Origin of the sequence: Piscicoccus intestinalis NBRC 104926, assembly GCF_001515525.1 — a bacterium.
Lineage (GTDB): Bacteria > Actinomycetota > Actinomycetes > Actinomycetales > Dermatophilaceae > Kineosphaera > Kineosphaera intestinalis.
Map to the genome: position 1 here is coordinate 1 of NZ_BCNQ01000136.1, position 12,164 is coordinate 12,164.

Consider the following 12,164-nt stretch of genomic DNA (forward strand, 5'->3'; position numbering starts at 1 on the left):
CGCCGCGGCACGCCCGCAGCCACGGCCGCTGACCGACGCCCGCGCCCGCCGGTGGTGTGCGCGCGAGCGCCCTACTGCGCCAACCGTTCCTGCAGCCGGGCGAGGACCCGTTCGGGCACCAGCCCGGAGATGTCGCCGCCGAACCGGGCGACCTCCTTCATGAGGGAGCTGGAGACCTCGCTCAGCCCCGGCTCCCCGGGCATGAAGAGCGTCTCGACCCCGGTCATCCGCCGGTTCATGACGGCCATCGGCAGCTCGTAGGAGTAGTCGACCTCGCCGCGCAAGCCCTTGACGATGGCCTGCGCGCCCACCTCGAGGCACAGGTCGACGAGCAGCCGCCCGCCGAAGGGCACGACCCGCACCCCGGACAGGTGCTCGGTCTCCTGGGTGATCATCTCGACGCGTTCGGGCAGGGTGAACATGCCCTGTTTGTTGGGGTTGTCGAGCACGGCCACGACGACCTCGTCGTAGAGTCGGGCCGCCCGCGTGATGACGTCGAGGTGACCGAGCGTCACGGGGTCGAAGGATCCGGGGCACACGCAGCGTCGCACCCCGTGAACCTAGCAGCGCGGCCGTGCGCGCGGCGCCCGGATCGGTCCGCCTCGACCGCCGGGTTCGCGGGCGGGCCGCACCGCCCGATCGGCGCTTTTGGGCGGCGCGTCGCCCTGGTCTAGACTTGCGAGTCGGTCTGCGTCCTGTCACGCTGCCCGGGGTCGGTGGCTCGCTCGACGTGAGTGCCCGCAGCCGGGCGGTGGGCGCGGACCGAACCGTTGCCCGCCGTCGGCGAGACGAAACGATGTGGACCTCATGACGACCCTGGACCCGCGAGCACCCCTGGTGCTCGACACCCGGCAGCTGCAGCGCCGCCCGGGGACCATGCTCGAGGTCGCGCGTACCGTCCCGGCGCCGGAGGGGCTGGGCACCGATGTCATCGGCATCGGCGAGGGCGAGCCGCTCGAGCTCGACCTTCGCCTGGAGTCGGTGATCGAGGGCGTGCTCGTCAGCGGTTCGGTCCGGGGAAGGGCGACCGGCGCCTGCGTGCGGTGCCTGGAGCCCGTCGAGGAAGACCTCGACGTCAGCGTCCAGGAACTGTTCGCCTACGCCGATCGGGCCGCGCACCACCAGGAGGTGGGCGCGGACGAGGACGACGACCAGCGCGTGCTCCAGGGAGATCTGCTCGACCTGGAGCCCGTGATCAGGGATTCCGTGGTGCCCGCGCTGCCGTTCCAGCCGGTCTGCCGACCGGATTGCCCGGGGTTGTGCTCCGAGTGCGGGGCGCGGCTGGCGGACGATCCGGATCATCACCACGAGTCCATCGACCCGCGCTGGGCGACCCTGCAGCAGCTGGCGAGCACCGACGGGTCAGTGACGCATACGACCGAAGAGAAGAGGAACTGACGTGGCCGTCCCGAAGCGGAAGATGTCGCGCTCCAACACCCGCTCCCGCCGGGCGCAGTGGAAGGCGACCGCGACGACGTTGACGTCGTGCCCGCGTTGCTCCGCGCCGAAGCAGCCGCACATCGCGTGCCCCGCGTGCGGCACCTACGCCGGCCGTCACTACGCGGCGGCTGAGCGGTCCGAGCACCAGAACTGACGCCTGGCGAGCTGATGGGTTCTCGACCCGCAGCCGGCCATGAGCGGCGACCCGTCGAGGGACTCGCCGAGGCGATCCACGAGATCCTCGGCGTGACCCCCGACGTGTCGCTGCTCGACCATGCCCTGACGCACCGGTCGTACGCCTACGAGCACGGCGGCATCCCCAACAACGAGCGTCTCGAGTTCCTCGGCGACTCAGTGTTGGGGCTGGTCGTCACCGAGTCGCTGTACGCCGATCATCCCGACATGGCCGAGGGCCAGCTCGCCAAGCTGCGCGCGGCCGTCGTCAACATGCGGGCGCTCGCGCAGGTCGCCCGCGCCCTCGGGCTCGGCGACTACCTGCTGCTCGGGCGCGGCGAGGAGGCGACCGGAGGCCGTGACAAGACCTCGATCCTCGCCGACACCACCGAGGCGCTCATCGGCACCGTCTACCTCGCGTACGGTCTCGACGTCGCCCGGCGGTTCGTGCACCATCTCCTCGACCCGCTGATGGCCTCCTCGGCGCGGCTCGGCGCCGGCCTCGACTGGAAGACCAGCCTCCAGGAGCTGGCCGCGTCCGGCTCCTACGGCACCCCGGACTACCGCGTCACCGAAGAGGGCCCGGACCACGAGAAGGTGTTCACCGCGCAGGTCGTCATCGGCGAGGAGGTGCTCGGCGAGGGCACCGGGCGCAGCAAGAAGGAGGCCGAGCAGAAGTCGGCCGAACTCGCCTGGACCGAGCTGAACCGGCGTGCCAACGCCGTGCTCACCGAGGAGCCGGTGTCCGAGCCGGCCTCGCCCGCGGACTCCTGACGGCGCTCGGGGTCACGGCCGCATGCCTGAACTGCCCGAGGTCGAGGTCGTCCGCCGCGGTCTCGACGAACACATCGTCGGCCGTGTGCTGGAGACGGTGACCCTCAGCGGCCTGCGGGTCGCCCGGCGCCACCTGGCCGGGCCCGACGACCTCGCGGCCCGGCTCACCGGCTCCCATGTCGGTGCGGCCCGCCGCCGCGGCAAATACCTGTGGCTGCAGGTGAGTCCGCCGGGTCAGGACCCGCTGGCGCTCGTCGTGCACCTCGGCATGAGCGGGCAGCTGCTCGTGCAGGCGGCCGACGCCCCCGCCGAGAAGCACCTGCACGCCCGACTCGACCTGTCCGACGGGCGGCAGCTGAGGTTCGTCGACCAGCGCACCTTCGGGGGCCTGGCCCTCACCGAGCTGGCCCCGTCGCGCCACGACGGCGTCGCCGTGCCGGAGCCGGTGACGCACATCGCCCCCGACCCGTTCGAGCCGACCTACGACCCGGCGCGCGTCGTGCGTGTGCTGAAGACTCGACACAGCGCGGTCAAGCGGGCGCTGCTCGACCAGGGGCTTGTATCAGGCATCGGCAACATCTACGCCGACGAGGCCCTGTGGCTCGCGGGCCTGCACGGGCAGCGCTACGCCGCCGACCTCAGCAAGCCCGCACTCGGCCGCCTTCTCGGGCACGCTCGCGACGTCATGGGCCGCGCGCTGGAGGCCGGCGGCACGAGCTTCGACACGCTCTACGTCAACGTCAACGGCGCCAGCGGCTACTTCGAGCGCTCCCTCAACGCCTACGGGCGCCAGGGACTTCCGTGTCGCCGATGCGGTGCCCTCATGCGCCGCGAGGCGTTCATGAACCGCTCCTCGTTCAGCTGCCCCCGCTGCCAGGTGCGCCCCCGCTACCCCGCCCCTTGACCAGCCCTGTCATCTCGCCCCGAAAGGCGCCCCCGTCATCTCGGCCGAAGGCTGCCCTGTCAGCCGAGGGCTAGGGTTCTAGCACGAGCCCTCGACCGAAAGGGCAGCCTTCGGCCGAGTGATGCGGCGGGTCGGCGGGGCAGGAGCGGAGGCGCTGGGCGCGGGGCGCGCGAGCGTCACTCCTGGGGGTAGTGCACGCCGAGTTCGCTGCGGGCGGCGTCGAGGATCTCCATGACGCCGATGGTGTCGGCGTGCGGCACGAGCGGTGACTCGAGTTCGCCCGCGCGGATGCAGCGGGCCGCCTCGGCGAACTGGTGGGCGAACTGCTGGTGCGGCGCCTGGATCCGTCGCGGCGGGGCGCCGTCGACGACGACGGTGGCGCCCGCGGGGTGGTGGAACTTCGGGTCGATCTCGACGTAGCCGCGCCGCCCGACGATGAGCGCGCGCCCCGGAGCCAGCCCGCGCGAGGTGACGAACGCGTGGCCGATCGCGCCGCTGTCGTAGCCCCATTGCAGCGCCGCGACCTGGTCGGCGCCGGTGGGGGCCAGTGAGCCCATGACGTGCACGGTGTCAGGCCGGCCGAGGAACAGCCACAGGAACGCGCAGCAGTACACCCCCATGTCGAGCAGGGCGCCGCCGCCGTTGTCGAGGTCGAAGAGCCGGTGCCGCTCGTCGTAGTCGAGGTTGAGGCTCAGCGACGCCTCGACCCGCACGACATCCCCGATCTCGCCGTCGCCGACGACCCGCTCGACCTCCCGGATGACCGGCAGCGTGCGGGTCCACATCCCCTCGATCGCGAACACCCCCGCGGCGCGGGCCGCGTCGAAGACCTGCGTGGCCTGAGCCGCGTTGAGCGCGATCGGCTTCTCGACGAGCACGTGCTTGCCGGCCTCGATCGCGAGCAGCGCGTGCTCGAGGTGCCACGGGTGCGTGGTGTTGACGTACACCGCCTCCACCCGCTCATCCGCACACAACTGTGTGTAGGAGGCGTAGGTCGTGTCGCAGCCGAAGTCGGCCGCGAGCGTGCCCGCGCGGCCGTGATCGCGGGCCGCGACGGCGGCCAACTCGCACCCCGGCGCGTCGACGATGCCCTGGGCGCCGCGCCGGGCGATGTGACCGGCTCCGAGCAGGCCCCACCGCACCGGAGGGGTCGGCGTCGGGGTGTCGGGAACGACCGGGGCGTGCGGAGGCAGGCTCATGACGACACGCTACTGGCCGCGCGCGGCGCTCGCCCCAGACCTGGGAGGGTCGTCGGTCGGAACCTGCCGCCGACTCCTGCGACTCCTCGCCGCCACCGACCCTCGCTCCCAGCGCGCGAACAGACGCTCCCGTGCCCCAGGGGCGAGATGCGCGGCCGCGGCCAGGCATGCTGGACCACATGACCGGCCGACCGACGGGACCCCTGCGTGAACGCACGATCACCACCCGCGACGGCACGGCGCTGCGGGTGCAGGAGTCGGGCCTGTTGACCGGCCCCGCGCTGCTGCTCCTGCCCGGCCAGAACAACTCCCACGCGTGGTGGAACGGCCTGCGCGACGCCTTCGGGCCGACCCACCGCACGATCACGTTCGACTACCGCGGCACGGGCGAGTCCGCCGTCGACGACGAGGCGTTGGCGGCCGAACCCGACTGGTCCACGGCCTCCTTCGCCGCCGACGCCGTCGCGGTGCTGGACGCGCTGCGGGTCCGCCGGGCCGACGTCTACGGCGCCTCCATGGGCGGGCGCGTCGCCCAGCAGCTCGCCGGCCACCACCTGCACCGCGTGCGCCGGCTCGTGCTCGCCTGCTCGTCACCCGGCGGGCGCCTGAGCACTGAACGCGGCAACGACGTGCGCCGCCTGCTCGCCTCGCCCGACAGCCGGGAGCGTTCCGCCGCCGTGCTCGCCCTCTTCTACACCGACGACTGGCCCCGCGACCGCGGGACGAACCTGCTCGGCGACCCCACGATGACCCCCGCCGCCAGCGCCCGGCACCTCAAGGTGAGCAACGACCACGACGCCAGCGGCCTGCTCGGCAGGATCACCTGCCCCACCCTCGTGCTGCACGGCACCGACGACGTCATGGTGCCGACCGTCAACGGCCGCGTGCTCGCCAACCGCATCCCGCGCGCCCGCCTCGAGCTCACGCCCCGCGGTCGGCACGGCTTCTTCGACGAGTTCGCCGACGACGTGACACCGCGCGTTCTCACCTTCCTCGCTCAGCGGTAAGGCCGACCGAACGAGCGGCCGCCACCGGCTCGCTAGGCTCGGGCGATGGCGTTGAGCGTGACCGGCGTGCGCGTCGCCGAACCCGAGGACCTCCCGCGGCTGGCCGCGATCGAGGCGGAGGCCGATCGCCAGTTCGCCCCGCTCCTGGACATCTCCGGCTGGGGCGAGCCGCCCACCGGGGAGCAGCGCGCCGAGCACGGGACCCTGCTCGTCATCGGTCACCCCGCCGCCGGCTTCGCGCACGTGCTCGACCCCCGCGGCGGCGACGCCCATCTCGAGCAGCTGTGCGTGCGGCCGCCGGCCCAGCGCCGCGGACTCGGCGCCCGGCTGCTGCACGCCGCCTACGGCATCGCCCTCGACGCGGGCGCCGACCGGCTCACGCTGACGACCTTCGCCGACGTGCCGTGGAACGCCCCCTGGTACGCCCGGCACGGCTTCGAGCCCGTGCCCGAGCCGCTGCCCGCCGCCCTGGCGGCCGTTCGGGAGGCCGAGCGCCGCTGCGGGTTGGACGCCGGCGGGCCCCGGCTGGCGTTGGCCCGCGCGATCCTCGACGAGCCTGTGCCCCGCGCCGCCGTCAGCGTGCTGCCCGTGCGCGAGGGCCCCGACGGCATCGAGGTGTTCGTGCAGCACCGCGTCGGCACGATGGACTTCCTGCCGCACGCTCTGGTCTTTCCCGGCGGCCGCGTCGACCCCGGCGACGAGGCGCTCGGGGCCACGCTGGAACTGGCCGCCGGTGTGCTCGCCGAGCACGCGAGTGCCTGGGCAGCGGTCGGCACACCGGACCGGGCGTTCGGAGTCGGTGAGCCGGGCGCCCGCACCACTCTCGCCACCGCGATCCGCGAGGTCCGCGAGGAGACCGGCGCCGACATCGACCCCGCCCGGCTCATCCCGTGGGACAACTGGGAGACGCCGATCGGCGGCCCCCGGCGCTTCGACGTGCGGTTCCTGCTGCTGCCCGTCCGTGGCGACGCCGAGGCCGCCGCGTTCGCCCACGCCACGACGGAGGCGGCCGCCTCCGGTTGGGAGCCGGTGCACCGCGTGCTCGCCGGCGCCGAAGACGGCTCGCTGCGGCTCGTCAGCCCGACCCGAGTGCTCGCCCAGGAGCTCGCCGACCTCGGATCCCTCGCCGCAGCAGCCGCCCTACGGCCACCGATCGTGCGGGTGCGGCACGACACCTGCCCCACGCCGGGGCGCCGCGGCCGGCTCCCGGACCGGCCCCGGAATCGGCGGTCGACGGCCACCGAGACCGATCCCGCCACCCACACCGGAGGCAGCTGATGCACGACGCCTACGACCTGGACCCCGACGAGGCCGCGATCGTCGAGGTCGTGCGCGACTTCGTCGACCGCGACGTCAAACTCGTGGCCCGCGACCTCGAGCACGCGAACACGTACCCCGAGGCGCTCATCGAGCAGATGAAACGCATGGGCGTCTTCGGCCTGGCGATCGGCGAACCGTGGGGCGAGGCCGCCGTCTCCACGCCCTGCTACGCGGCGATCACGGAGGAACTCGCCCGCGGGTGGATGAGCCTGGCGGGGGCGATGGGTGGTCACACCGTCGTCGCCAAGCTTATCCTCACCTTCGGCACCCCCGAGCAGAAGGACCGCTACCTGCCGCGGATGGCCACCGGCGAGTTGCGAGCGACCATGGCGCTCACCGAACCCGGGGGCGGCTCGGATCTGCAGGCCCTGCGCACCACCGCCCGTCGCGTCGGTGGCGGTGGTGGTTCCGATGCCGGCGAGGGCGCCGATGACCGCGGCCACTACGTCGTCAACGGCACGAAGACGTGGATCACCAACGCCCGACGGGCCGGGCTCGTCGCGTTGCTGTGCCGTACCGACCCCCAGGCGCAGCCGGCGCACCGCGGCATCAGCATCCTGCTCGTGGAGAAGGGCCCCGGCTTCGAGGTCTCCCGGGATCTGCCCAAGCTCGGCTACAAGGGCGTCGAGAGCTGCGAACTGTCGTTCACCGACTTCGTCACGCCCGCCGACAGCCTCCTCGGCGAGCGGGAGGGGCGCGGATTCGCTCAGATGATGCGCGGACTGGAGATCGGTCGGATCCAGGTCGCCGCCCGGGCCCTGGGGGTGGGGACCGCCGCCCTGGAAGACTCCGTACGCTACGCCCAGGAGCGCGAGTCCTTCGGCCGACCGATCTGGGAGCACCAGTCGGTCGGCAATCACCTCGCCGACATGGTCACGTCGTTGACCGCCGCCCGCCAGCTCGTGCAGCACGCCGCCCGCCGCTACGACGCCGGCCGGGCCGACATGGAGGCGGGAATGGCCAAGCTGTTCGCCTCCGAGACCGCGATGACGATCGCCCTGAACGCCGTGCGCATCCACGGCGGTTACGGCTACTCGACGGAATTCGACGTCGAACGCTACTTCCGCGACGCCCCGCTGATGATCGTCGGCGAGGGCACCAACGAGATCCAGAAGGGCGTCATCGCCCGCCAACTCATCCGCCGCAACCCCGTGCGCCGCTGAGCGCCGACGAAGCCCACCACCGTATGAGCACACCGAACGAGGACACCGTGAGTGACGAATCAGTGCGCACCGAACTGCTCGCCCCCGGCCAGGCGCAGGCCCTGGCCGGCCTGCTCGACGTGCCCACCCCCGACCCCACCGAGGGTCTGCCGCTGACCTGGCACTGGATCTACCTCCTCGAACACCCCGCGAGCGCCGACCTCGGGCCCGACGGCCACGCGGTCGTCGGCATCCCCGCGCCCCCGGAGGCGGGCCGGCGCCGCATGTGGGCCGGCGGCTCGATCCGGTCGCTCGCGCCGCTGCGTCCCGGGCGCGAGGCCACCCGCACGACCCGGGTGCATTCGCTGCAGGACAAGCACGGCCGCACCGGACGGCTGACGTTTCTCGGTGTCGAGCACACCATCGAACAAGACGGGCGCGTCGCCGTGCAGGAGCGCCACGACATCGTCTACCGCGATGCCGCGACCACCACCGCCCCAACGGCGGAAGAACCTGCGGCGCAGCAGCCCGAGAACGTGCCGCCCGGCCCCGACGAACGCGAACTGCGCATCACCCCGCCGCTGCTGTTCCGCTACTCGGCGCTGACCTACAACGCGCACCGCATCCACTACGACCGCGACTACGCCCGCGACGTCGAGGGCTACCCGGGTCTCGTCACCCACGGTCCGTTGCAGGCGCTGCTCATGGCGGAGGCGGCCCGCGCCGCGGGGCTGGTGCGACCCGTCGGCGCCGACGACGCACCGCCCGTGCGCTTCGACTACCGGCTCGTCTCACCGCTGTTCGACCACCAGGGCCTCGTCGCGGGAGCCCGCACCGAGACCGACGACCCGGCGCGCGGACACGGATCCGTCGTGACCTGGGCGCGGGACCGGTCCGGGCGGCGCACGGCGACCGGGGTCATCGGGCCCGACCCCGGCGACGGGGTGTGACCGGGTCTGACCGGGTTGACCGGGTCTGACCGGGTCTGACCCGGTGGGCGACCGGGGGGAGCCGTGACGGCCCCGCGCGATCGGGACGCGATCGGGACGAGACGCGGGCCGGGCCACTTGCCGAGCCCCGCCCGCGTGCCGTAGGACTCGTCCATGGCTGGGATCGACAAGGCGACGTTCTTCGTCCGCGGCTCCGTGCAGGGCGTCGGGTTCCGTTGGTGGGCGCGGGCGAAGGCCAAGGAACTCGGGCTCGTCGGGTACGCGCGCAACCTCGACGACGGACGCGTCGAAGTGTGCGCTCAGGGCCCGGTGGCCGACGTCGAGACGATGGAGCGGCTGCTGTCGGAGCAGCCGTCGACCGCGGGCCGCCCCGGCCGGGTGCGTGGAGTCACCGCCCAGTGGGGCGGGATACGAAGCGACCTCGACGGCTTCACCGAGCAGTAGCCGAAGCCACCGGGGGAGCCGTCGAGGTCGCCGTCGAACGAGCAGTCGCCGAGAACCCGATCAGCTGGTCGGGCTCGCGGTCGCGGTCGGGGCGGAGCCGCCGCCGGACAGGCCCGGCATCGTCGTCACCGACGCGCTCGGCGGCGCGCTGATGTCGGCCGGCTCGCCGTACTTGTCGAGCACGACCGTGACGTCGGTGCCCTCGACGCTCATCTTCATCTGGCGCATGAGCTTTTCGCCGTCGACCCACACGTCGTAGGGAACGGTCTGCGGGCCGGTCGGGTTGGCGGTCGGCGTGATGCCCGCGGCCTGGTTGGCGGCCGTCAGGTCCATGGTGAGTCGGTAGTGCTTGAGCTGCGTTCCGTTGACGTCCTCCTCGCCGACGTACGTCACGTTCTGCACCGACTCCTTGGAGGCCTGCAGGCTCTCGGCCGGGTTGAGCAGCCGCTCGAAGTCCTGCCCGCCCGACTGCGCGAGCGTCTCGATCGGCACCTGCACGTACTTGCCGCCGGCCTGGCCCGGCAGCTGCATGTACATGGTCTTGCCGATGAGCAGCATGTTGATGCCCTGGCCGGAGGCGCCCGGCATCTCCATCGTCATGCGGACCTTGAGGTTCTGCTGGTCGGACATGTCGCCGACTCCGTTGACCTTCATCTGCTGGCCCTGCATGGCCATCGTCATCTGCATGGCGTAGGTGCCCTTGGCGAGCATGGCCTTCTGGGTCTCGTCGAGGAACGCGTCCTTGTCCACCTCGGTGCCGGGCTGCGCGGCGAAGGGGCCGCTCTCGGCGGCCGCGGTGGTCTGCGCGCCGTTCGGGGCGGCGGCGTCGTCACCGGAGCTGCAGGCACCCAGGGCCAGCGGCAGACAGAGCGCCGCGACGACGGCGGCCTTGCGGATGCGAACCTTCATACGGATCGAACTCCCTGGAACAGTCGTGGGCGGCGCTCGGTCGCGACCGCACTGTCGCGAACAGCCTACGGGTTGGCCCGCGTGGGGCGTACGGCTGCGGGGGACCACTGTGTACAACGACGGAGCCCGACCGACGGGCCTCGGCACCCGAGCGCGGCAGTCCTGCTCGCCGCACCGAGCGTGGAGAGTGCGGCTCGCCGCACCGGGCGCGGCTGCCGGGTTCGCGGGGTGGGCGTGACTATCGTCGGGAGCGCATCGCCCGCCGAGCGCGAGAGGTTGCCTCACCGGTGTACGTCAAGAGCCTGACCCTGCGCGGTTTCAAGTCCTTCGCGTCGGCGACCCATCTGCGCCTCGAACCGGGCATCACATGTATCGTCGGGCCCAACGGTTCCGGCAAGTCCAATGTCGTGGACGCCCTCGCCTGGGTCATGGGCGAGCAGGGCGCCAAGTCGCTGCGCGGCGGCAAGATGGAAGACGTCATCTTCGCCGGCACCTCCGGGCGCCCGCCCTTGGGGCGCGCCGAGGTGACGATGACGATCGACAACACCGACGGCGCGCTGCCGATCGACTACACCGAGGTGACGATCAGCCGCACGATGTTCCGCACCGGCGGCTCCGACTACGCGATCAACGGCACCGCCTGCCGCCTGCTCGACATCCAGGAACTGCTGTCCGACTCCGGCATCGGCCGCGAGATGCACGTCATCGTCGGCCAGGGCCAGCTCGACGCGGTGCTGCGCGCCACCCCCGAGGAGCGCCGCGGCTTCATCGAGGAAGCCGCCGGCGTGCTCAAGCACCGCAAGCGCAAGGAACGCGCGCTGCGCAAGCTCGAGGCGATGGAGGCCAACCTCAACCGGGTCGCCGACCTGACCACCGAGATCCGGCGCCAGCTGGGGCCGCTCGGACGCCAGGCGGAGACGGCACGCAAGGCCGCCGTCATCCAGGCCGACGTGCGCGACGCCCGGTTGCGTCTGCTCGCCGACGACCTCGTGCAGCTGACGAGCACGCTCGAGGCCGAGGTCGCCGACGAGACCGCGCTGCTCACCCGCCGCGCCGAAGTGGAGGCCGAGCTGGCCACCACCCGAACCGAACTCGCCCGCCTCGAGGAGTCGACGGGGCTGGCCAGCGCCCGCCTCGCCCAGGCGCAGGACCACGCCCATGCGCTCGCCTCGACCCGCGACCGGCTGCTCGCCACAGGCCAACTCGCGGGAGAACGCGTGCGACTGCTGCGCTCGCAGCCGGAGTCCGACGCCGCGCTGGGTCGCGATCCCGCCGAGCTGTTCGCCCAGGCACAGACCGCCTGCACCCAGGAGACCGAGCTGACCGCGCGCGTCGAGCGTGGCCGCGAGGGCCTGGCCGCCGCGAGCCGGGAACGCGCGGAGGCAGAATCGGCCGCGACCGCCGAGAGTCGCCGCGTCGCGGCCGCCGCCCAGGCCGCGGCGGACCGCCGCGAGGGGCTCGCCAAGCTCGCCGGGCAGGTGGCCGCCAAGCGCAGCCGCATCGAGGCGGGGGAGTCCGAGATCGGCCGCCTCAGCGAGAACCTGCAGCGCGCGAGCGCCCGCGGCGACGAGGCGCAACGCCGGTTCGCCACCCTCGAGGGCAGCGTCGCGCAGGACGAGGAGGGCGAGGTCGGGCTCGACGCCGAGTACGAGGAGGCCGCCGCCGCCGTCGACGAACTCACCGCCCGCCGCGACGAACTCGCGACCGCCGAGCGCGACGCCCTCGCCCGGCGCGACCAGGCCCGCTCCCGCCGCGAGGCCCTCGAGCTGAGCCTGCGCCGCAAGGACGGTGCCCAAGCGCTGCTCGCCGCAGGTGCCGACTCGGCCGCCGCCGAAAACGGCTCCCGGCTGGGGGTGCTCGGCGCGCTGCCGGAACTGCTCGACGTCGAGCCCGGCCACGAG

At 72.9% G+C, this 12,164-nt stretch carries 13 protein-coding genes; 10 read left to right on the top strand and 3 right to left on the bottom strand.

What is annotated here, in order from left to right:
• Window positions 1-71: 71 nt before the first annotated feature.
• Window positions 72-551: a pantetheine-phosphate adenylyltransferase gene (gene coaD / locus PINTE_RS17125; RefSeq protein ID WP_068433191.1), complete on the bottom strand. Its 480-nt coding sequence runs from the start codon at window positions 549-551 to the stop codon at window positions 72-74.
• 256 nt (window positions 552-807) lie between these two features.
• Here coaD and PINTE_RS17130 point away from each other — a divergent pair, with 256 nt between their 5' ends.
• Genes PINTE_RS17130 through mutM form a run of 4 tightly spaced genes read left to right on the top strand, consistent with a single transcriptional unit; the run spans window position 808 to window position 3,292 of the window.
• The gene (locus PINTE_RS17130) at window positions 808-1,398 is read left to right on the top strand and encodes a YceD family protein (RefSeq protein ID WP_068433215.1); all 591 of its coding nucleotides are present in this window, start codon (window positions 808-810) and stop codon (window positions 1,396-1,398) included.
• A gap of 1 nt (window position 1,399) precedes the next feature.
• Window positions 1,400-1,594 carry a 50S ribosomal protein L32 gene (gene rpmF, locus PINTE_RS17135; protein ID WP_068433193.1) on the top strand — a complete coding sequence of 65 codons (195 nt, stop codon included), beginning with the start codon at window positions 1,400-1,402 and terminating at the stop codon, window positions 1,592-1,594.
• A 14-nt stretch (window positions 1,595-1,608) separates the two neighbouring features.
• Window positions 1,609-2,388, top strand: a complete 780-nt coding sequence (gene rnc, locus PINTE_RS17140; RefSeq protein ID WP_068433195.1) for a ribonuclease III — start codon at window positions 1,609-1,611, stop codon at window positions 2,386-2,388.
• 22 nt (window positions 2,389-2,410) lie between these two features.
• Window positions 2,411-3,292, top strand: coding sequence for a bifunctional DNA-formamidopyrimidine glycosylase/DNA-(apurinic or apyrimidinic site) lyase (gene mutM, locus PINTE_RS17145; protein ID WP_068433197.1), 882 nt, complete (start codon window positions 2,411-2,413; stop codon window positions 3,290-3,292).
• A gap of 176 nt (window positions 3,293-3,468) precedes the next feature.
• Here mutM and PINTE_RS17150 read toward each other — a convergent pair whose 3' ends face one another.
• Window positions 3,469-4,491: a Gfo/Idh/MocA family protein gene (locus PINTE_RS17150; RefSeq protein WP_068433199.1), complete on the bottom strand. Its 1,023-nt coding sequence runs from the start codon at window positions 4,489-4,491 to the stop codon at window positions 3,469-3,471.
• Window positions 4,492-4,670: 179 nt separating this feature from the next.
• Here PINTE_RS17150 and PINTE_RS17155 point away from each other — a divergent pair, with 179 nt between their 5' ends.
• The 5 genes from PINTE_RS17155 (at window position 4,671) to PINTE_RS17175 (ending at window position 9,354) form a co-directional block, all read left to right on the top strand.
• Window positions 4,671-5,498, top strand: coding sequence for an alpha/beta fold hydrolase (locus tag PINTE_RS17155; RefSeq protein ID WP_068433217.1), 828 nt, complete (start codon window positions 4,671-4,673; stop codon window positions 5,496-5,498).
• A 45-nt stretch (window positions 5,499-5,543) separates the two neighbouring features.
• A complete protein-coding gene (locus PINTE_RS22860) occupies window positions 5,544-6,776 on the top strand; it encodes a GNAT family N-acetyltransferase (RefSeq protein WP_068433201.1) in 1,233 nt (410 codons plus the stop codon).
• Window positions 6,776-7,981, top strand: a complete 1,206-nt coding sequence (locus tag PINTE_RS17165; protein WP_068433203.1) for an acyl-CoA dehydrogenase family protein — start codon at window positions 6,776-6,778, stop codon at window positions 7,979-7,981. Before PINTE_RS22860 ends, PINTE_RS17165 begins: the two co-directional genes overlap by 1 nt.
• A gap of 47 nt (window positions 7,982-8,028) precedes the next feature.
• Window positions 8,029-8,910: an HTD2 family dehydratase gene (locus PINTE_RS17170; RefSeq protein ID WP_217996628.1), complete on the top strand. Its 882-nt coding sequence runs from the start codon at window positions 8,029-8,031 to the stop codon at window positions 8,908-8,910.
• 153 nt (window positions 8,911-9,063) lie between these two features.
• A complete protein-coding gene (locus PINTE_RS17175; RefSeq protein ID WP_068433213.1) occupies window positions 9,064-9,354 on the top strand; it encodes an acylphosphatase in 291 nt (96 codons plus the stop codon).
• A gap of 60 nt (window positions 9,355-9,414) precedes the next feature.
• Here PINTE_RS17175 and PINTE_RS17180 read toward each other — a convergent pair whose 3' ends face one another.
• Window positions 9,415-10,263 carry an SCO4651 family lipoprotein gene (locus tag PINTE_RS17180; protein WP_068433214.1) on the bottom strand — a complete coding sequence of 283 codons (849 nt, stop codon included), beginning with the start codon at window positions 10,261-10,263 and terminating at the stop codon, window positions 9,415-9,417.
• 287 nt (window positions 10,264-10,550) lie between these two features.
• Here PINTE_RS17180 and PINTE_RS17185 point away from each other — a divergent pair.
• A partial coding sequence (locus PINTE_RS17185; protein WP_157087328.1) for a chromosome segregation SMC family protein occupies window positions 10,551-12,164 on the top strand: 1,614 nt, incomplete at its 3' end.